This window comes from Microvirga antarctica, assembly GCF_017921815.1.
In the GTDB taxonomy this organism is placed as follows: Bacteria; Pseudomonadota; Alphaproteobacteria; order Rhizobiales; family Beijerinckiaceae; genus Microvirga; species Microvirga antarctica.
In genome coordinates, this window is record NZ_JAGEMM010000002.1 from 98494 (window position 1) to 118604 (window position 20111).

Sequence of the window (20111 nt, forward strand, 5' to 3'; positions counted from 1 at the left end):
ATGGCAACCGATAAAGCCAACACCTTCACGTCCGACACCTTCACGCACTCCGTCTCCGTGGTGCTGGCGCAGGAAGGCGGCTTCGTGATGCATCCGGCCGATCCGGGCGGGGCGACAAATTTCGGCATCACCCGCGCGACCCTGGCCGAGGCGCGCCGGCGGGCGGTGTCCGTCGAGGACGTGAAAGCCCTCACGCGAGAGGAGGCCGCCGCCATCTACCGCAGGCGTTATTGGGACACCATCCGGGCATCCGACATGCCGGCCGGCCTCTCGCTCGCATTGTTCGACTTCGCGGTCCATGCCGGGCCGGGGCGGGCGGTGCGGGTGCTGCAAGCCCTCGTTGGCGAGGCTGGCGACGGCGTCGTCGGGCCGGACACGCTCTCGGCCCTGCGCCACATGCCGGCTGCCGATCTCATCCGCCGCCTGACCCGGGCGCGGCTCGCCTTTCTCGCCCGGCTTTCGACCTGGCCGGTTTTCGGGAAGGGCTGGCGGAAGCGCGCTCTCGCCGTCGAGCGCGAGGCCCTGAGGCTTGCGGCCGATTCCCCTCAACCCTGACAAGGACAATCGCGATGATCGATGTCAAACCACTCCTGGCCAGCCGCACGATCTGGTCCAACCTCATCGGGCTGGCGGCCCTGGTCCTGGGATTAAGGGGCTACGATGCCTCGGCCCTCACGGACGGAGTCGTGCTGGATGCCATCGCGCAGCTCGTGGCTGCGGTGAGCTTTATCGCATCCAGCGTGTTTCGCGTCGTGGCGACGAAACAAATCCTGAAGTAAAGTAACATTCAGCCTTTGTTCAGTGGCGATGCGCAAGGGTCGCGCATGCGTCTGGCTTACTGGATCATAGCCCTCTGGGGATTGATGGGTGTTGCACATGCCCAGAGTGCGGCCTCGGCCCTTGGCAATTGCCTTGCGCCGCGCGCCGTTCAGGAAGCGGTCGCGGGCAAGGGCGTCGTGACGCCGGCCTCGGCGGTGATCACTGCGCGGCGACAGGTGCCCAATGCGGACGTCGTTCGGGCGAACCTCTGTCGCAGCGACGATGCCCTGGTCTACATCATCATGGCCTTGCAAAAGGATGGCCGGGTCGTGCAGGTCACGATCGACGGACCGTCCGGCAAGGTGAAATCCGTGCATTAAATCGGATTCAGCTTCGCCGTATCTGAACCCCCGGCTATCTTTTCGCTTATACGAGGGAAGCGGCCTCTGCCGCCGGTTTCCCGATCCCGCCTTTGAAGGATGGTCAAGTCGTGCGCCTTCTCGTCGTCGAGGACGATCAGACTCTCAACAAGCAAATCGTGACAGCCCTGGAAAACGCGGGCTATGCGGTCGATTCGGCGCTGGATGGCGAGGAGGGGCAATTTCTCGGCGAGACCGAGCCCTATGATGCGGCCATCCTCGACCTCGGCTTGCCGCTGGTCGACGGGGTGTCCGTCCTGAACGCCTGGCGGCGCGAGGGACGCAAGATGCCGGTGATCATCCTCACCGCCCGCGACCGCTGGAGCGACAAGGTGCAGGGCTTCGATGCCGGCGCCGACGATTACGTGACCAAGCCCTTCCACATGGAGGAGCTTCTGGCCCGCGTGCGGGCGCTTTTGCGCCGGGCCACGGGCCATGCCACGAGCGAAATCAGCTGCGGTCCGGTCAAACTCGACACCCGCTCGGGCCGGGTGGCGGTGGACGGCAACCCGGTCAAGCTCACCTCGCACGAATACCGGCTGCTCTCGTATCTGATGCATCACACGGGGCGGATCGTCTCCCGCGGTGAACTGACCGAACACCTCTACGATCAGGATTTCGACCGGGATTCCAATACCATCGAGGTCTTCATCGGCCGCCTGCGCAAGAAGCTCGGGGTCGATATCATCCAGACGGTGCGCGGGCTCGGCTACCTCCTCGATCCCGGCCAGACCAGGACGTGAGCCGCTTTCGGCCGATCCTGGATCGGGTGGCGGGCCGTTCCATCGCGGTCCGCCTCGCGGTCTCGGCCCTGTTCTGGAGCTTCGCGATCCTGCTGATCGCGGGCCTCATCCTGTCAGCCCTGTACCGCGAGAATACCGAGCGCGCCTTCGATCAGCGCCTGCTCGTCTACGCCAATACGCTCGCGTCCAATCTCGTGGCTCCGGGGGAGCCCGACCGCGATCTCGGCCCTGTGGGCGATCCGCGATTCGAGCTGCCCCTCTCGGGCTGGTACTGGCAGGTCGGCCGTCCCGGCGCGCCTGCGGTCGACATCCGCAGTTCCAAATCCCTCTTTGGCGGGCAACTGCCGTCGCTGGCGCCGGCCGATGACACGAATTTCGGCCAGATCCGCCGGGGATACGGCAATGCGCCCGACGACCGCGACCTGCGTGTCATCGAGCGCGATATCGATGTCGGCGAGGACGGGCGTTTCATTATTCGGGTCGCCGGCCCAGCCGACGAGATCGCAAGCGATGCCCGTCGGTTCGTGTTCGCCCTCGTCGTCACGTTCACGCTCCTCGGCCTGGCATTGGGGGTCACGACCTTGCTGCAGATCCGCTTCGGCCTGCGGCCGCTCTCCGACTTGCGCCGGGCGCTCGGCGCGATCCGGCGGGGCGAGGCGGACCGGGTGGCGGGCGAGTACCCGCGCGACATCGCGCCCCTCGCCATCGACCTCAACCTGCTGCTCGACACCAACCGGGAGATCCTCGACCGCGCCCGCACCCAGGTGGGAAACCTCGCACACGCGCTTAAGACGCCGCTCAGCATCGTGGTCAACGAGGCCGAGAACGCCCCTGACGAGGTCGCCGTCAGAATCAGGGAACAAGCCGGGTTGATGCGCGACCAGGTCAATTACTATCTCGACCGCGCCCGCGCCGCAGCGCTCGCCGGGACGCTTGGAACCCTGACGGAAGTGGAGCCGGTGATCGCCGGCCTGACCCGCACCTTCGCGAAGATCTACCGGGACAAGGACCTTGCCATCGACCTCGCGGTGGTCGACGGCCTGCGGTTCCGCGGCGAAAGACAGGATCTCGAAGAGATGGCCGGCAATCTCATCGACAACGCGGCCAAGTGGGCGAGCGGCCGCGTGGCGGTCGAGGGGGTGATCGACCTCGACGATCCGGAGCGCCCGCGTCTGACGCTCATCATCGACGATGACGGGCCCGGACTTCCGGAAACCGGCCGGGAGGAAATGATCAAGCGGGGTCGGCGGCTTGACGAAACGAAACCAGGTTCCGGCCTGGGGCTGTCCATCGTCACCGACCTTGCGGCCCTCTATGGGGGCAGCCTGAAACTCGATGCCTCGCCGCTCGGCGGCCTGCGCGCCGTTCTGGTGCTGCCTGGGGATCGCAGCTGATCGTCTCGGGCTTTGCGCGTGACACCGTGCCGCCGTCGTGCTTGACGAAAGCGCACGCTAAGTAGGCACGCATGATGATCTGGTTCATTCTTCTGGCGATGACGGCCGCGGCCGTGATGGCGGTCCTCTGGCCGCTGTCGCGACACTATGCTGTCGCCCGTCAGTCCGACCCGAACACGCGGTTCTACAAGGAGCAGATTGCCGAGATCGATCGCGACCGGGACCGGGGCGCCATGCCCGCGGCCGAAGCCGAATCCGCCAAGGCCGAAGCCGCGCGCCGCCTTCTGCGCGCCAACGACGCGGCAGACGCCGAGGTGGTGGCGGTGGGCGAACCGGCTTTGCGGCGCCGTCGGGCGGCCTCGACGCTTGCACTATCGGTGGTGCCGATCCTCGCGCTTGCGGTTTATGGCGCCACCGGATCGCCCCACATCCTCGAGGATGCGCCCAAACCTGCCGCAGCGGCCGGTGCCGATCTGGGCACTGCCGTCGGTCAGATTGAGGCCCATCTGGCAAAGAATCCACAGGACGGGCGCGGCTGGGAGGTCATCGCCCCGGTCTATCTGCGGATGGGACGCCTTGAGGATGCGGTGAAGGCCTATGAGGCCGCCCTGCGCACACTGGGCCCCGAGGGCGACCGCCTGGCCAATTACGGCGAGGCGCTGGTGATCGCCAAGGACGGCCTGGTGTCGAAGGACGCGCAGACGGCCTTCGAGAAATCCCTGGCGCTTGATCCCGGCTCGGCGAAATCGCGGCTCTATCTGGCCCGCGCGGCCGAGCAGGATGGCCGCCTCGACAAGGCTCGCCAGGATTACGATGCGATCCTCGCCGCATCGCCCCCCGATGCCCCGTGGGCTTCGCTCGTGCGCGACCAACTGGCGCGGCTCGACGGCGCGAAGGTTGCCGCAGCGTCTGACAGCGCCGATGCGATCGCCGGCATGGTGTCGAGCCTCTCGTCCCGCCTCGAATCCCAAGGTGGAAGCGCGGACGAATGGGCCCGGCTCATGCGCTCCTATTCGGTGATGGGACAACGCGACAAGGCAGCGGCCGCAACCCTGAAGGCTCGCCAGGCGCTCGCCGGCGACCCCGCCGGATTGCAGACCATCGACACGATGGCGCGCGAATTGCGCCTGAGTGACGTGACACCATGACAGGCAAGCCTCCGGCCCGCGGGCTCAGCCGCAAGCAGCGTCGTCTGTCGGTCATCGTGGCGGCCGGATGCGTGCTGGCCGCAGCCCTGGGGCTGGTGCTCTACGCGATGAACGACACCATCCTGTTCTTCAACGCGCCCACCGACGTCCAGACCAAGAACGTGCGGCCGGGCACCCGTTTCCGCCTCGGCGGACTGGTCAAGGAAGGCTCGGTCGTGCGCAGCGACGGGCAGCAGGTGGCCTTCGAGGTCACCGATACGAAGAGCGTGATCCGCGTCCAGTATCGCGGCCTGCTGCCGGATCTGTTCCGGGAGGGGCAGGGGATCGTGGCCGAAGGGGCGCTCGACCCATCTGGCGTTTTCCGCGCCGACAGCGTACTGGCCAAGCACGACGAAACATACATGCCGCGCGAGGTGGCCGACGCCCTGCGGCGACAAGGCCACTGGCAGGGCGAAGGAAAAGCCTCACAACAGGCCGAGCAATAGGGAGAGTGCCGTCGTGTTGGTGGAGGCCGGACATTTCGCGCTGGCGTTGGCGCTTGGCCTGTCGCTGATTCAGGTCGTCGTGCCCCTCTGGGGTGCGCGGGCGAACGATCCCGTATTGATGGCCGTCGCGCCGACCACGGCGCTTGCGGTGTTCGCCTGTATCGGATTCGCGTTCTTCGCCCTCACCATGGCCTATGTGACGTCGGATTTCTCCGTCCTGAACGTCGTCGAGAATTCCCATTCCACCAAGCCGTTGATCTACAAGATCGCCGGCGTGTGGGGGAACCACGAGGGCTCGATGCTCCTGTGGGTGCTGATTCTCAGCCTCTTCGGCGGCATCGTGGCCCTCTCGCGTGACAGCATTCCGGCCCGCCTCCAGGCCAACACCCTGGCCGTCCAGGCCGCCATCACGCTGGCGTTCCTGGCCTTTATCCTGACCACATCGAACCCCTTCGACCGGGTCATTCCGGCGCCCGCCGACGGGCAGGACCTCAATCCGCTGCTGCAGGATCTCGGCCTCGCGATCCACCCGCCGCTGCTCTATGTCGGCTATGTTGGGTTCTCGATCGCGTTCGCATTCGCCTGTGCGGCGCTCATCGACGGACGCATCGATGCGGTCTGGGCCAGGATCGTGCGGCCCTGGACGCTGATCGCCTGGGCGTTCCTGACGCTCGGCATCGCGATGGGGTCCTACTGGGCCTATTACGAACTCGGCTGGGGCGGCTGGTGGTTCTGGGACCCGGTTGAAAACGCCTCGCTCATGCCCTGGCTTGCCGGCACCGCCCTCGTCCATTCGACGGTGGTAATGGAAAAGCGGGACAGCCTCAAGATCTGGACGATCCTGCTCGCGATCCTGACATTTTCCCTGTCCCTTCTCGGCACCTTCCTGGTGCGCTCGGGCGTGCTGACCTCGGTTCATTCCTTCGCGGTCGACCCGGAGCGCGGCTCGTTCATTCTCGGTATTCTCGTGGTCTTCATCGGCGGCTCGCTCGCGCTTTTCGCGTGGCGCGCGCCCATGCTCCAGCAGGGCGGCGTCTTCGCGCCGATCTCCCGCGAGGGCGCGCTGGTGCTCAACAACCTGTTCCTCGCAACCGGTTGTGCGACGGTCTTTATCGGCACGCTCTATCCGCTCGCCCTCGAGGTGATGACGGGTGAGAAGATTTCCGTCGGCGAGCCCTTCTTCAATCTCACCTTCGTGCCCTTGATCATCCCGCTCCTGCTGCTGCTGCCGCTCGGTCAGACGCTGGCGTGGAAGCGCGGCAACCTGCTCGGCGCAGCGCAACGGCTCTATGCGGCGTTCGGCCTCTCGCTGCTGGTCATGATCGTGATCTTCGCCTTCACCCATCAGGGCCCGGTGGCAGCCCCGCTGGGTATCGGCCTTGGTGTGTTCCTCATCCTCGGCTCCCTGAACGACATCGTCACGCGCTCCTGGGTCAAGGGCGGCGACTGGTCGCTCATCCGCCGCAAGGCCTTCGGCCTGCCGCGCTCCTCCTGGGGCGCCGCCATTGCACATGCGGGTGTGGGTCTGACCGTCATCGGGATTGCCGCAACGGCATGGGACGTGGAGAGCCTGGGCACCATGCGGCCGGGCGACCGGCTTGCGGTCGGGCCCTATGAGGCACGGCTCGAAACCATTGTCCCGCGTCGGAGCGCCAATTATCGCGAGGACGTGGCAACGCTGACGATCCTGTCGGGCGGGCGCGAACTGGGCAGCGTCGAGACCATGAAGCGGCTGTACATCACGCGCGGCATGCCCACCACGGAGGCGGGCATCCTCACGCGCGGATTGAGCCAGGTCTATGTGAGCCTGGGCGAGATCCAACCCAATGGCGCGCTCGGGATGCGGCTTTACTACAAGCCGCTGGTTCTGCTGATCTGGCTGGGCGCGGTGGTGATGGCGGCGGGCGGCGGCCTGTCGCTCACGGACCGCCGCCTGCGCGTTGGCGCGGCCGCCAAGGCGCGGCGGCTGCCTGTCTCCCCGCTCCCGGCTGAATGACGCTCTGATGCGCGCGCTGATCGCATTCGCCATCATCCTCCTGTCCTTCGGCACGGCAAGGGCCGTGCAGCCCGACGAAGTCTTGAAGGACCCCGCGCTCGAACAGCGGGCGCGGGCGATCTCCTCGGGCCTGCGATGCCTCGTGTGCCAGAACCAGTCGATTGACGATTCCGACGCCGATCTCGCCCGCGATCTGCGCCTCCTCGTGCGCGAACGCCTGACCGCCGGGGACAGCGACGCCAAGGTGCGGGACTTTGTGGTCGATCGCTATGGCGAATTCGTGCTGCTGCGCCCGACCTTTCGCTTGCGGACGCTGCTGTTATGGCTGACGCCGGTCCTGGTCTTGGGCCTCGGCGGCATCGGTCTGGCTTACGCGGTGAGGCGGCGGCACAGGAGCGCGGCTGCTCTCTCCAGTGACGAGCAGCGCGCGCTCGATGCCCTGCTGGAACGGGACGCCTGACAATCCGCTCTACTTGGCGGGCGTCAGCCGCCAGATCGCGTTGCCCACATCATCCGCCACGAGCACGGCGCCCGCCTTGTCGACCGCAACGCCGACGGGCCTGCCAAGCGCATCCCCATTGGAATCGAGAAAGCCGGTGAGCATGTCCTTCGGCGCGCCCGCGGGCGTCCCGTTCTGGAACGGCACGAACACCACCTTGTAACCGCTCGCCGGCTTACGATTCCAGGACCCGTGCTGGCCGACGATCGCCCCGCCGTTGTACTCTGCCGGAAACAGCGACCCCTGGTAAAAGGTCAGGCCGAGGGAGGCGGTGTGCGGACCCAGCGCGTAATCCGGCACCAGAGCCTTGGCGACGAGGTCGGGTTTTTGCGGCTCCACGCGGGAATCCACATGCTGGCCGTAATAGCTGTAGGGCCATCCGTAGAAGCCGCCATCCTTTACCGAGGTCATGTAATCCGGCACCAAATCGCTGCCGATCTCGTCGCGCTCGTTGACCGCGACCCACAGCGCGCCGCTCTGCGGCTGCCACGACAACCCGTTCGGATTGCGAAGGCCCGATGCGAAGACGCGCTTCGTGCCGGTGGCGGGATCGATTTCCAGCACGCTCGCGCGATCCGTCTCGGCCGCGATGCCGTTCTCCGCCACGTTGCTGTTGGACCCGACGGTGGCGAAGAGCTTGCTGCCGTCCGGGCTTGCGATCACGTCCTTCGTCCAGTGGTGATTGATCGGACCGGCCGGAAGGTCGGCCACTTTGACGGCCGGTGCGGTGATTTTCGTGTCGCCGGTCTTGTAGGGAAATTTGACGATCGCATCGGTGTTGGCAACATAGAGCTGGTCGCCGACGAGCGTGATGCCGAAGGGCGAATTCAGACCTTCGAGGAAGGGCTGGCGCAGCTCCGCGACGCCGTCGCCATCCGCATCGCGAAGCAGGGTGATGCGGTTGGGGCTTGGCACGCCCGCACCCGCCTTGCCCATCACGATGCCCATGACGAAGCCCTTGATGCTGAAGCCCACCTCGTCGTGCTTGGGCGGTGCATTGCTTTCGGCCACCAGAACGTCCCCGTTCGGCAGCACGTGGAGCCAGCGGGGATGATCGAGGCCGGTGGCGAAGGCCGCGACCGCGAGGCCTGCCGCAGGCGTCGGCTTGCCGCCTGCGGGCCAGCCTTTCGCCGGCGCGATGTTGACCGTCGGGATCAGCGTCTTGTTCGGGGCTGGCAGGGTGGGTTTCGGCCCATAGCCTTGCTCGACCGGCACCGTCGCGCTTTCGCCGCAGCCGGCGACGATGAGGGCAAGGAGGCTGGCTGCCAGGAGAGGCTTCGTGTGATGGGTCATGTGGGGACTCGCAATGTGTCCTCAACAATGCGCGCCATGCCTGCATGGTTCAGGCAGTTCGCCCGCGCGACTGCCCCTTTGACCGATCTTTCCCCGTGGCGCGTGGACGCATCACACTCTCTGGGGTCAGGCGTCGAGATGGTATCCGTGTCGCTGCAACGCTTTCAGGTTGACGCAGCTGCGCAGACGCCCCGTGCCGAGAAACTCGACGGCGGCCAGCATCGACAGGCGACGCATGTCGGCGAGGCTCTCCGGGGTGTAGAAGGCCGCATGCGGGGTTAGCACCAACCGTCCTTCGAGCCATTTCTCGCCGGCCGACCACGCGGCGATTAGCGGGTGACGGCGATCCATCGGTTCATGCGGCAGAACGTCGAGCGCCGCAGCGCACAGGGCGCCGGAGCGCAGTCCGTGCTCGACCGCGTCGAGATCGACGATGCCGCCGCGTGCCGTGTTGACGAGAATGGCGCCCGGTTTCATCGCCGCGATGGTGTCGCGTGAGATGAGGCCGTGGGTCTCGCTCGTGAGGGGGCAATGGAGGCTGACGATGTCTGCCTCGGCGAGTAGCGCCGCAAGCGAATCCGCCCTCCGGAAGCCGAGGGCCAGTTCCTGTCCGGCCGGGACGTAGGGATCGAAGAACACGATGTCCATCTGGAACGCCCGGGCGCGCAGGGCGGCGGCAGTGCCGATGCGGCCGAGCCCGATGACGCCGAAGACCTGCCGGGCCATGCGACGCACCGGCGCAATCGGCAGTTCGGCCGTGCTCCAGGAATCGTCGCGCGACAGCAGCCGGTTGTTGTAGGTCGTCACGCCGCGCGTCAGCGACAGCATGAGCGCGATGGCGTGATCGGCCACCTCCATCGTGCCGTAATCCGGCGTGTTGCAGACCGGGATGCCTTTGCGCGCGCAGGCTTCCACATCGATGTGGTTGAACCCGACGCCCGCCTGCACGACGATCTGCGCGCGCTCCAGGGTGTCGATGACGGCAGCCGGCAATTGGTGGCGGCTGCGGCAGTTGACGATGGCGTCGGCCTCGCGCAGCGGCTCCGCGCGCACGCCGTCCTCACCCGGACGGATGATGTCGAAGGTGATCTGCGCGCCTGCGACCGATCGCTCGATATCGGGAATGTCGATGAATTGCGGATCGATGATGGCAATATGGGTCACCGCGCGCCGCCATCGGTTCGCACGCCGATTTCCGCCAGGGACTCGTCGATCGTCTCGAGAATGAAGCTGATATCCGTCTCGTTGATATCGCCCATGATGCCGATCCGAAATGTCCCGGCGGCCGTCAGGCGACCGGGAAAGATCACAAGGCCGCGCCGGCTCATGGCCTCGTAGAAAGCCTCGAAGGAATAGGCGGGGTCCTCGGGGTCGTAAAAGGTCGCAATGATCGGGGCTGCTGCCTCGTCCGGCAGAAGGGTCTTGAAACCGCGCTGGCGCATGCCGTCGACAAGACGCCGCCAGCTTGACCGGTAGCGCGCTGCCCGCGCCGTCATTCCCTCGGCCTTGTGTCGCTCGCAGGCTTTGCCGAGGGCACCGACCACATGGGTCGGCGGCGTCCAGCGCCAGCATCCGGTCGCCTCGAGGAATTTCCATTGCGCGTGCAGATCGAGCACGACCGACGGAGAGCGCTTTTCAGACGCTTCGAGCGAAGACTTCTTGGCGATGACGAGGGCGACGCCCGGAACGCTCTCGAGGCATTTGTTGGGTGAGCAGAACACCGCTTCCGCGTCGAGCGCCGCCACATCGATCTTGAACCCGCCAAACGACGCCACCGCGTCGATCAGCAGCTTCTTGCCGCGCCGCTTGGCGACGTCCGCAATGGCCTCGATCGGATTGAGGATGCCGGTGCCGGTCTCCGCATGACACAGCAGGATGTGCGTGATGGATTCGTCCGCATCGAGGGCTGCCTCGATATCCTGCGCGGTTGGCAGCGGCATCATCGGCAGGTTGAGGGAGACGATCTGAAACCCGCTGCCGCCCGCGACTTCGCGCAGCCGTCCGCCGTAATACCCGTTCTCGAGAATGAGGATCTTCGCATCGCGCGGAACCAGCGTGTGAAGACCTGCCTCGATCCCATAGGTGGCGCTGCCCTGGATCGGCACGCAGACATGCGTTTCCGTCCCATTGCAGATTTCCAGCATGTAATCGCGAATGCGCTTGGTGAGAGCCTGGTGCGCCTCGGCATTCGGGCTGCGATCGGACAGCATCTCGGCCTTGATCTCCGGCGGAACCGTGAGAGGGCCAGGGGTCAGCAGATAGAAGTCATGTCGCCTGTCGGTCATGGTGCTTTCACGATCCTGCGTGGATTGACTCGATTTCGGAGCGAAGCCGGGCGAGTTCAGCCTGGGCGCGCGCCTGCGCCTCAGGGATATCGCCAATGGCTTCGTGCATGGGCAGAAGGCCGACCTGCGGCAGGCGCGGCACCACCCGTTCGAACAATTCGCGCCGCCGCTGCGGCCGCGCATTCGAGCCCAGCCGCATCAGCAGCGCGTTGATGTCGGTCATGGTGGCGTCGTCGAAGACCGCATCCCACGCGCTGCGCTCCGGCCCGAAATCGAACGCCGGCACTGCGCCGCGATCCGTGCGCAGCGTGGCGCGCAGCGCCGTGGTGGCGCCTCGATCCAGTTCCTCGTCGGCGATGACGACGCCATAATCGTCTCGCGCGCAGGCAAGGCTGATATAGCCGAGAAGCACATCGCTCAGCACCTGTTCGGCGGGCCTGTCGAGCGGATCCCCATAACCGCCGCCGCCCGGCGTCATGATCGTGACGATGTCGCCCGGTTGCGGATAGAAGATATCGAGCTTGCCGAGTTCACGCTCTTCCGGCGTCCCGCGATTGACGACGACGCGGGCTTTCTCGCCCGGCCTGCCGCCGGCCATGCCCCACGGCCGGAAAACGAACCGCTCCATGCCGCGGCCGAGCACCGCGCTGCCGGAGCGCGCGATGCGCACGCTGAACGTCACGCCGGTGCCGCCGCGCCAGCAGCCGGCGCCGCCGGAATCCTGACGCAGGGAATAATCGACGATGGTGGCCTCGGCCTCTTCCTCGGTCTTCTCGATCGGCGTGTTGCGCTGATTGGCGAGGCTTGAATCGCGTCCGTCGACGCCGTCGGCGCCGTTGCGCGCACCGGTGCCGCCGACAAGCGATTGCAGCACCATCACGTTCCGCTCGCCCGTGAGCGAATCGGTTTCCACCAGCACCGACGGGATCATGATCCCGCCGCTGGGCGCCGGCATCAGGCCGGGCTTTGCCATGGCGATGGCTCCGACGAGCGCCTCGTTGAGGCGGATGGCGGTCGCGCTGCGCACACCGACCGCAGCGCCCGGTTCCGGATTGACGATCGAGCCGCGTGGCGCCTCCACGGTGATGTTTTCGAAGATGCCGTGGTTGAGCGGGATCGTCTTGTCGTGGCTGTAGATGAAATGCATCAGCTTCAGGGTCAGCCAGGGATGGCGATGGCCGCCGGTGGGTATGTTGTAGGCTGCCAGCACCTGCGGATCGGAGCCGGTGAAATCCAGATGCACCTGTCCGTTGCTGGCAGTCAGCCGGCACCGGACGCGGATCGGCACCTTGGAGTTGAAATCGTCGTCGAGCAGATCCCAGAAATCATACGAGCCGTCGGGAATGAGTTTCTGCACGGCGAGCGCCTTGGTGCTGGCATATTCCGCCAGATCGCCCTGTGCCTGCAGGAAGGTGTCGAGGCCATGCTGGGCGATCAGTCCCTGGACCCGACGTTCGCCCACCGCGAGTGCAGCCAGCATCGCCTTGATGTCGCCGAGATTGACCTCGGGCGTGCGGCAATTGGCGCGGTAGAGCGTGACCACATCCTTGTTCATCACGCCCGCTTTCACGAGCTTGATCGGCGGGATCTGGAAGCCTTCCTGAAACAGGTCGGAAAAGCGCGGCGAGATGCTGGAGGGTACGCCGCCGCCGATATCGGCCGAGTGAATGAAATTCCACGCATGCGCGACGATCTTGCCGTCGTGGAAGATCGGCTGGATCAGGTGAAGATCCGGCATGTGCGTCGCCAGACCCTCGCTGGCAAACGGATGGTTGGTGAGAATGACGTCGCCGGGTTCGAGATCGTCGATGGCGGCGAGTGCGGGGCCCACATTGCTGTCGAGGAAGCCGGAAACGCCGAGCACTTTCGGATAGGCGAAGAAGCGCCCGGCCGGCGTTGCGAGCGCGGTGCCGAAATCGCCCGCTTCCTTCACATAGGTCGTCCGCGCCGTGCGCTGCAGGGTGATGGCCATTTCCTCGGTGATGGCCGTCACCTTGTGGAGAAAGATTTCGATGAGGATGGGATCGAGCTTCATCACGCGGCCTCGCGGGTCAAATGCAATGTCCCGAGCGCATCGGCTTCAGCCTGCCAGCCGGGAAGAATGAACGTCGTGGTGTCGAGTTGCTCGACGATGGCAGGTCCGGTCACGCGCGCGCCGTGGCCGATCTGCGAACGCGCGTAGATCTTCGCGTCCCACTTGCGGCCCCCATGCCAGACGGTTCGCTCTCCCTGCGGTTGGGGATCGGAGGATGTGACGGACGGCAGCGAGACCGGCGCAACGCGGCCGATGACGGCCAGGCGCACGGTCGCGGTCTGGATCGGCACCCGCGGCTCGCTGAAGCCGTAGAGCTTGTGATGCTGCGCGTGAAACAGATCACCGAGACTGCGATGATCCAGATCGTGCAGGAGATGGGATGGAACGACGATTTCCAGTTCTGACGCCTGCGCGAGATAGCGCATGTTGAACGACACCACGATATCGCTCTCGCCGATGAGATCGCCCTCATTGGCGATCCACGCGCGCGCTTCGGTCTCCAGATCCTGCCGCACCTGGCTGATCGCCATCCAGGCCTCATTGGCGACAGGCGTCTCGCCGATGAGGTGGCGCGCGGTGCGAACGTAATCGCGCCTGACATCCGCAAGCAGTGCGCCAAGCGCGCAAAAGGTGCCGGGCGCCGTGGGCACCATCACGGCGGTGAGTTGGGCCTCCTCGGCCAGCAGGTTGGCATGGGTCGGACCCGCGCCCCCGTAGGCGACGAGCGCAAAGGTGCGCGGATCGACGCCGGCGGTTGCGAGCAACTTGGTGATTTCCGTCGCCATCTTGGCGCTCGCGACCCGCAAGGCTGCCTCGGCCGCCGCGATGGCGCGATCCGGGCCGGCAAAGCCGAGGCGCGCCGCGATGGCATCGACGGCCTTGAAGGCCGCATCCGCGTCAAGCTTCATGCGTCCGCCGAGAAACGTTGCCGGGTCGATGATGCCCAGCACGACGTAACAATCGGTCAGCGTGGGCTCCGTGCCGCCGCGTCCGTAGCAGACCGGCCCGGGGTCGGCGCCGGCCGAGAGCGGCCCGACCTTCAGCAACCCTTGTGCGTCTGCCCACACGATCGATCCGCCGCCGGCCCCGATGGCGCCCACATTGACGACAGGCATCATGAGGGGAAAATCGCCGACGAAAGTGCTGGTTGAGAATTCCGGAATGCCGCTCTGGCACACAGCGATATCGGCGCTCGTTCCGCCCATGTCGAAGGTGATGATCTCCTTGCGACTGGCGGCGTTGCCGACCCGGGTCGACGCGACGACGCCAGAGGCCGGTCCCGACAGCACGGTATCGATCGGGCGCGCTTCCGCGGTCTCGAGGCTGAGCGTCCCGCCATTGTTGGCCGTGATGTAGATCGGCGCCGTGATGCCTTTGCCTTTGAGCCGGGCTTTCAATCGTTCGAAATAGCTCGTCATCAGCGGCTGGATATAGGCATTGAGCCCGGCCACGAGTCCGCGTTCATACTCGCGCACCTCGGGCCAGATGACACCGGATTCGGTGATCAGCACACCCGGCAAGGCGCGCCGCAGATGGGTTGCGAGTTCGACCTCAAGCGCGGCGTCCCGATAGGAGTTGAGCAGCAGGATCGCCACGGCGTCGACGCCGGAGGCCTTGAGACGACCGGCGAGGGCTTCCACTTCCGCGGGATCGAGCGGCGTGAGAACCGTGCCGTCGGATTTCATCCGCGCGTCGATCTCGAAGACGAGGTCGCGCGGCACGAGCGGGACTTCGCGCGGCTCGGTGAAATCGTAGGAACTCGGCAGGCGCAGGCGCGCGATCTCGAGCAGATCCCGGTTGCCCTTCGAGACAACCAGAGCCATGCGGGCGCCCCGCCTTTGGATGATGGCATTCAGGCCGATGGTGGTGCCGTGCACCACGAGTTCGACCTCATCGCTCGTGATGCCGTTCTGCGCGAACAACGCCTCGATGCCGCGCTCGACGGCGAGCGACGGATCGCCCGGAACGCTGGGTTCCTTGTGGAATCGCAGCGTGCGGCGGGGCACATCAGCGAGGACGAAATCCGTAAACGTACCGCCGACATCAATGCCGATGCGATAGGAAGCGTCGCTCATCGAGATAATCTCTTCCGAAGAAAATGCGAAGGGGAGGGGCCGGCTCGCGAGGGGGCCGGCCCGGTTGTCGAGGCGTTCGTCAGTTCATCGTCACCCAGCGGATGTCGAGCCAGTTGTCCGGGCGGATCGGTGTGCTCACATTCTTGCGCATGGCGTAGACCAGCACCTGGTTGTAGAGAGACACATAGAGCGCATCGTCGGTGATCTTCTTGTAGAGGGCGGCGATCATCTTGGTGCGCTTGGCGGTGTCGAGTTCGTCGCGCGCGGCGGCGATCTCAGTATCGAGCTGCGGGTTCGAATAGTTGGCGTAGTTGTAGATGCCTTCGCCCTTGGCGTCGTTGCGGGTCATCACCGTCGTCTCAAGCGCATACATGCCGTCGAAGAACGGCGAGTTGAAGCCCATCATGTACATGGACGTGTCGCGATCCCAGACCTTGGGAAAGAATTTCGCGCGCGGCATGGAGTTGAGCGTCACCTTCAGGCCGATCTGGGACAGCATCGTCACGAGAGTCTTGCACACCTGCTCGTCGTTGACATAGCGGTCGTTCGGGCAGTCGAGGGTGAAGGAGAAGCCCTGCGGATACCCCGCATCGGCCAGCAGCTTCTTGGCTGCCTCAACGTTGCGCGCCGGACCCTTGTCGAGAGCCGCATCGTAGCCGACATTGTTGGGCGCAAGGATCTGCGCGGTGGGGCTTGCGAGCCCCCGCATCACGGTGCGCACCACCGCGTCGCGGTCGAGCCCGAGATTGATGGCCTGGCGAACGCGAACATCCTTGAACGGGTTCTTGCCGCCCGCATCGCCATATTTCAGGGTGTCGTTCTTGAGATCGAAGCCGAAGAAGATCGTCCGGAACTCGTCGATCTTCTCGATCTTGATGTCGGGGCTCTGGGCGAGGCGCGCGACGTCCTGGCTCGGAAGATCGATGACGAGATCGAGCTCACCCGAAAGCAGCGCGGCGACCCGGGTCGGGTCGCTGGCGACCGGGGTGAAATCAACCTGGTCGATGTCGCCGTCCATCTTGCCCCAATAGGCCGGCACCCGGTTCAGCACGGTCTTGCTGTCGGGCTGGCGGCTGGTGAGCTTGTAGGGACCGGTGCCGTTGGCATTGAGAGCGGTGAAGCTCTCCTGCTTCTCCTTCAGGTTCTGCGGCGTCAGCGCGTTGTTCTTCTCCGACCATTCCTTGTCCATGATCGGGATGTAGATCAACTTGTCGATCAGCAACGGATCGGGCTTGGGCGTGACGATCTCGACGGTGAGGTCGTCAATGGCCTTGGGCTGCAATCCCGCCACATAGGCGGTGAATTGCGAGGTGGCGGATTGAGCACGCTTGATCGTGAACACCACGTCCTCGGCGGTGAGAGATCCGCCATCATGAAACTTCACATTCGGGCGCAGCTTGAACCGCCACGTGTTGGGATCGACCTGGGTCCAGCTCTCAGCCAGCATGGGAGCCTTGGCGAGGGTCTTGTCGCGGGTGATCAGGGGCTCGTAGATCATCGACAGCAGGGTGATGGTGGTTTGAATGTTCTGGGCCTGCGGGTCCATGGTGCCGGCATCGGCCTGGGCGCCGATGCGCAGGGTTTTGGCCATGGCGGGCGCGGCCATGATGGGAAGGGCCAGAAGGCCCGTGCTCAGGATCGCGCCGGCGAGGCCGCGAAGATAGACGTTCGTCATCGATCGACTCCTCATGGGGTGTGGCGGGCTCTGACGCGAGAGGCCCGCGATGATTGTGGATGCGCTGATGGCGCGCACCTTCTGGCGTCTTGGAGCTCCGCAGGCCTGGCGTTCCGATCGGTTCTCATTTCAGTCTCGGATTGAGTGCGTCGCGCAGCCAATCCCCGAGCAGGTTGACGGCCAGCACCAGGATGACGAGTGCAAGGCCGGGGAATATCGCAAGCCACCATTCTCCCGAGAGAAGATAGCCGTTGCCGACACGGATGAGCGTGCCGAGTGACGGTTGCGTCGGCGGAATACCCAGGCCGACGAATGACAGGGTGGCCTCGAGGATGATCGCGACGGCAAGCTGGATGGTCGCCACGACGAAGACGGGCGTCGCGACATTCGGCAGGATGTGGCGGAACAACACGAAGGAGGTCGGCCGTCCGCTGAGCCGCGCCGCCTGCACATAGTCGCGGCCACTCTCGACGAGCGTGAGGCCGCGGACGGTCCGGGCATATTGAACCCAGCCCGAGAGCGCGATGGCCATGATGAGGATCCAGACCGCGAACTGATCGTGCACCCGCTCGCCAAAGGCGGCGCGCACGACCCCATCGATGAGCACGGCGACGAGCATGGCCGGAAAGGTCAGTTGCACGTCGGCCGCGCGCATGATCAGCGCATCGATCCAGCCGCCGAAGAACCCGGCCAGAAGGCCGAACACCACGCCGATGAGCAGCGAGATCGCCACCGCGGCGAAACTGACGAAGAGCGAGATCCGCAGCCCGTAGATGATCGCCGACAGGATATCGCGTCCCTGATCGTCGGCGCCGAACACGAAACGGATGTCCCCGCCCGCGATCCAGGCCGGCGGCCGGAAGGCGTCGCTGAAATCCAGCGATGCGAGGTCGGTGACGGAATGGGGCGCGAAGACCGACGGGAAGGCGGCGGCGAGCACGTAAAGAAGCACGATCGCAAACGACAGCACCGCGACAGGTGCGTGGAGGAAATCGCTGACGAGGTCGCTTCGCCACACCCTGGCGGAGGTTCGCGCGATCTGGTGTCCAAGTGTCGCCACGGAGGAGCCGTTCATGCGGCCGGTCCCTTCTGCTCGGCCATTGTCTTGATGCGCGGATCGATGGCGTAATAGGACAGGTCGACCAAGAGGTTGATCGTCACGAACACGACGGCGATAAGCACCAGGTAGGCTGCCAGCATGGGCACATCGGCGGCGGCGACCGATTGCAGGAAGAGAAGGCCCAGGCCCGGCCACTGGAAGACGGATTCGGTGATCGCCGCAAAGGCGATGACCGAGCCGAATTGCAGGCCCGTGATGGTGATGACCGGAACGAGCGTGTTGCGCAGCGCATGGTGGATATAGACGGAGCGGCTCGACAATCCGCGCGCCTTCGCGAAGCGGATATACTCCATCCGCATGACCTGCAGCATTTCGGCGCGCACCAGTCGCATGATCATGGCGATCTGGAACACCGAGATGGTGAGCGCCGGCATGACAAGGGCTGCCAAACCGCTTCTGGTCGCAAATCCGGTGCTCCACCAGCCGAGCTGCACGGTCTCGCCGCGCCCGAACGAGGGCAGCCAGCCGAGATTGATGCTGAAGATCCAGATCAGCAGCATGCCCATGAAGAAAGACGGCATCGAGATGCCGATGAGTGAGACGCCGAGCGTCAACTGGCTGGCGATGCTACGTCCGCGGATCGCCGTGTAGATCCCGGCCGGGATGCCGATGATGAGGGCCAGCAAGAGGCCGGAGGTTGCGAGTTCGATCGTGGCCGGCGCCCGCTCCAACAGCACGCGAGCCACGGGTTGCCCCAGCCGGTAGCTGAGGCCGAAATCGCCGCGCATGGTTTGCCACAGATACTCGAAGAACTGGACGATCAACGGTGCATCGAGGCCCATCTGCCGTCGCAACTCGTCGCGCTGCATGCCGGTCGAATTCGCCCCCAGAATGGAAACGATCGGATCGCCGAGAAACCGGAACAGCAGAAACGCCATGATGACGACGATGAAGAGAACGAGCAGCGATTGGCCCAGGCGCTGGAGCAGATAGGAGATCATCGGGACGCCTTCGGCCCGGCGCCTGCGCCATCATGAAGAGCCGCCAGTAGCGCGTCTGAGAGACCGGAAAAATCGTCCAGATCATTGTATGCCTGCACGGAGATGCGCAGATATAAGGCTCCCGCAACACTCGTGATAGCCGTCTCGAAACGCCCGCTGTCCCACAGCTGATCGTGAATGCGGGTGACTTCGTCCCGTGTGGCGGGCGGGTTGCCGGGAAGACGGATTGTCGCCATGGCGTCGAACAGTTGGGGCGCCGCGCCAAGCGCCGTGCCAAGTTCGCGCGCCGAGCCAGCGGCGATGGTGGCAGCAAGTTCGCGGTTGCGCTGGCGAAGCCGCTTGCCGCCTACCCGCTCGTGAAACCGGATTGCGGCCGGAACGCTGAGCCAGGACGACGGATCACGCGTGCCGACCTTGTCGAATTCCGCCGTGAAGCCCTGTCCATACGCGTGGGAGATCGCCAGGGGATGGACGACGGGCGTTGGCCTTTCCGCTACCGCAAGAAACGCCGCACCCTTGGGGGCGCACAGCCATTTGTGGCAATTGCCCACATACCAATCGGCCCCGATCGCATCGATGTCGAGGTCGAGAAGTCCGGGAGCATGCGCCCCATCGATGAGTACAGGAATCCCGCGCTCGCGCCCGAGCGCCACCAACTGTTCGACTGGCAGGCGAACGGCGGACGCGGACGCCACATGGTCGATGACGAGAAGTTTTGTGCGCGCGTTCAGGGCCGCTTTGACGGTCCCGACCACATGGTCATCGTCGCGCACCGGCATGCCGAGCGGTGCTTCCACGAGACGCGCGCCGGTTCTGTCCGCAACAAAGCGCAAGGTATTGCGGGCGGCGTTGTAGATGTGATCGGTCGTGAGAATTTCGTCGCCGGGCGCAAGGTCCAGCGACCGCACGACCGCCGAGATGCCGCTTGTGGCATTCTCCACGAAGGCCAGACGGTCCGGCTTGGTGCCGACAAAGGCGGCAAGTGGTGCTGCCGCCTCGCGCAGGAGGCGGGGGAGGTCGGTCATGAAGAAGCGCGCCGGGTTGCGTTCCATCGCCACGCGCCAGCGCGTCTGTTCCTCGCCGATCTCGCGCGGCGTGGCGCCGAATGCCCCGTGGTTGATGTAGTGGGTGTCAGGATCGAGCCCCCAAAGCGGGCGCAACGCGCGGCCCCACGCGGCAAAGCTGCCGGAACGTTCGGCGGCGGCCTCATGCTGCGACAGGTCAAGGGCCAAGCACTGCCTCCC

General features: G+C 65.4%; 18 protein-coding genes. 9 read left to right on the top strand and 9 right to left on the bottom strand.

Going from position 1 to position 20111, the window contains the following annotated elements; genetic code table 11:
* The 9 genes from J4G32_RS07795 (at position 1) to J4G32_RS07835 (ending at position 7404) form a co-directional block, all read left to right on the top strand.
* Positions 1-555: a glycoside hydrolase family 108 protein gene (locus J4G32_RS07795; RefSeq protein ID WP_210485635.1), complete on the top strand. Its 555-nt coding sequence runs from the start codon at positions 1-3 to the stop codon at positions 553-555.
* A 14-nt stretch (positions 556-569) separates the two neighbouring features.
* Positions 570-779 (top strand): hypothetical protein, encoded by a 210-nt coding sequence (locus J4G32_RS07800; protein WP_210485636.1) that lies wholly within the window; start codon positions 570-572, stop codon positions 777-779.
* Positions 780-824: 45 nt separating this feature from the next.
* Positions 825-1139: a PepSY domain-containing protein gene (locus tag J4G32_RS07805; RefSeq protein ID WP_210485637.1), complete on the top strand. Its 315-nt coding sequence runs from the start codon at positions 825-827 to the stop codon at positions 1137-1139.
* Positions 1140-1249: 110 nt separating this feature from the next.
* A complete protein-coding gene (locus tag J4G32_RS07810; RefSeq protein ID WP_210485638.1) occupies positions 1250-1921 on the top strand; it encodes a response regulator transcription factor in 672 nt (223 codons plus the stop codon).
* A gap of 14 nt (positions 1922-1935) precedes the next feature.
* The gene (locus tag J4G32_RS07815) at positions 1936-3315 is read left to right on the top strand and encodes an ATP-binding protein (protein ID WP_425515507.1); all 1380 of its coding nucleotides are present in this window, start codon (positions 1936-1938) and stop codon (positions 3313-3315) included.
* A gap of 71 nt (positions 3316-3386) precedes the next feature.
* A complete protein-coding gene (ccmI, locus tag J4G32_RS07820; protein ID WP_210485639.1) occupies positions 3387-4463 on the top strand; it encodes a c-type cytochrome biogenesis protein CcmI in 1077 nt (358 codons plus the stop codon).
* Positions 4460-4948 (top strand): cytochrome c maturation protein CcmE, encoded by a 489-nt coding sequence (ccmE, locus tag J4G32_RS07825; protein ID WP_210485640.1) that lies wholly within the window; start codon positions 4460-4462, stop codon positions 4946-4948. Before ccmI ends, ccmE begins: the two co-directional genes overlap by 4 nt.
* Positions 4949-4961: 13 nt before the next feature.
* Positions 4962-6944 (top strand): heme lyase CcmF/NrfE family subunit, encoded by a 1983-nt coding sequence (locus J4G32_RS07830; protein WP_210485641.1) that lies wholly within the window; start codon positions 4962-4964, stop codon positions 6942-6944.
* 7 nt (positions 6945-6951) lie between these two features.
* The gene (locus tag J4G32_RS07835; protein WP_210485642.1) at positions 6952-7404 is read left to right on the top strand and encodes a cytochrome c-type biogenesis protein; all 453 of its coding nucleotides are present in this window, start codon (positions 6952-6954) and stop codon (positions 7402-7404) included.
* Between the two features lie 9 nt (positions 7405-7413).
* Here the strand turns inward: J4G32_RS07835 and J4G32_RS07840 are convergent, their stop codons facing one another.
* From J4G32_RS07840 to J4G32_RS07880, 9 genes are all read right to left on the bottom strand, one after another.
* Complete coding sequence (locus tag J4G32_RS07840) at positions 7414-8736, bottom strand: PQQ-dependent sugar dehydrogenase (RefSeq protein WP_210485643.1); 1323 nt, start codon at positions 8734-8736, stop codon at positions 7414-7416.
* 126 nt (positions 8737-8862) lie between these two features.
* Positions 8863-9900, bottom strand: a complete 1038-nt coding sequence (locus J4G32_RS07845) for a C-terminal binding protein (RefSeq protein ID WP_210485644.1) — start codon at positions 9898-9900, stop codon at positions 8863-8865.
* Entirely contained in the window at positions 9897-11021 is a 1125-nt protein-coding gene (locus J4G32_RS07850; protein ID WP_210485645.1) for a 2-aminoethylphosphonate--pyruvate transaminase, read from the bottom strand. Before J4G32_RS07850 ends, J4G32_RS07845 begins: the two co-directional genes overlap by 4 nt.
* Before the next feature lie 7 nt (positions 11022-11028).
* Positions 11029-13056 carry a hydantoinase B/oxoprolinase family protein gene (locus J4G32_RS07855; protein WP_210485646.1) on the bottom strand — a complete coding sequence of 676 codons (2028 nt, stop codon included), beginning with the start codon at positions 13054-13056 and terminating at the stop codon, positions 11029-11031.
* Complete coding sequence (locus J4G32_RS07860; protein WP_210485647.1) at positions 13056-15131, bottom strand: hydantoinase/oxoprolinase family protein; 2076 nt, start codon at positions 15129-15131, stop codon at positions 13056-13058. Before J4G32_RS07860 ends, J4G32_RS07855 begins: the two co-directional genes overlap by 1 nt.
* A 79-nt stretch (positions 15132-15210) precedes the next feature.
* Complete coding sequence (locus J4G32_RS07865) at positions 15211-16806, bottom strand: ABC transporter substrate-binding protein (RefSeq protein ID WP_210485648.1); 1596 nt, start codon at positions 16804-16806, stop codon at positions 15211-15213.
* Positions 16807-16930: 124 nt separating this feature from the next.
* Entirely contained in the window at positions 16931-17881 is a 951-nt protein-coding gene (locus J4G32_RS07870) for an ABC transporter permease (RefSeq protein WP_210485649.1), read from the bottom strand.
* Positions 17878-18867 (bottom strand): ABC transporter permease, encoded by a 990-nt coding sequence (locus J4G32_RS07875; protein WP_210485650.1) that lies wholly within the window; start codon positions 18865-18867, stop codon positions 17878-17880. The genes J4G32_RS07870 and J4G32_RS07875 overlap by 4 nt, the downstream gene beginning before the upstream one ends.
* Positions 18864-20099, bottom strand: a complete 1236-nt coding sequence (locus J4G32_RS07880; protein WP_210485651.1) for an aminotransferase class V-fold PLP-dependent enzyme — start codon at positions 20097-20099, stop codon at positions 18864-18866. Before J4G32_RS07880 ends, J4G32_RS07875 begins: the two co-directional genes overlap by 4 nt.
* Positions 20100-20111 lie beyond the last annotated feature (12 nt).

Coding starts and splice junctions, on each gene's coding strand:
- J4G32_RS07795 (WP_210485635.1), top strand. CDS start 1: ATGGCAACCGATAAAGCCAACACCTTCACGTCCGACACCTTCACGCAC.
- J4G32_RS07800 (WP_210485636.1), top strand. CDS start 570: ATGATCGATGTCAAACCACTCCTGGCCAGCCGCACGATCTGGTCCAAC.
- J4G32_RS07805 (WP_210485637.1), top strand. CDS start 825: ATGCGTCTGGCTTACTGGATCATAGCCCTCTGGGGATTGATGGGTGTT.
- ccmI (WP_210485639.1), top strand. CDS start 3,387: ATGATGATCTGGTTCATTCTTCTGGCGATGACGGCCGCGGCCGTGATG.
- ccmE (WP_210485640.1), top strand. CDS start 4,460: ATGACAGGCAAGCCTCCGGCCCGCGGGCTCAGCCGCAAGCAGCGTCGT.
- J4G32_RS07835 (WP_210485642.1), top strand. CDS start 6,952: ATGCGCGCGCTGATCGCATTCGCCATCATCCTCCTGTCCTTCGGCACG.
- J4G32_RS07840 (WP_210485643.1), bottom strand. CDS start 8,736: ATGACCCATCACACGAAGCCTCTCCTGGCAGCCAGCCTCCTTGCCCTC.
- J4G32_RS07850 (WP_210485645.1), bottom strand. CDS start 11,021: ATGACCGACAGGCGACATGACTTCTATCTGCTGACCCCTGGCCCTCTC.
- J4G32_RS07855 (WP_210485646.1), bottom strand. CDS start 13,056: ATGAAGCTCGATCCCATCCTCATCGAAATCTTTCTCCACAAGGTGACG.
- J4G32_RS07860 (WP_210485647.1), bottom strand. CDS start 15,131: ATGAGCGACGCTTCCTATCGCATCGGCATTGATGTCGGCGGTACGTTT.
- J4G32_RS07865 (WP_210485648.1), bottom strand. CDS start 16,806: ATGACGAACGTCTATCTTCGCGGCCTCGCCGGCGCGATCCTGAGCACG.
- J4G32_RS07870 (WP_210485649.1), bottom strand. CDS start 17,881: ATGAACGGCTCCTCCGTGGCGACACTTGGACACCAGATCGCGCGAACC.
- J4G32_RS07875 (WP_210485650.1), bottom strand. CDS start 18,867: ATGATCTCCTATCTGCTCCAGCGCCTGGGCCAATCGCTGCTCGTTCTC.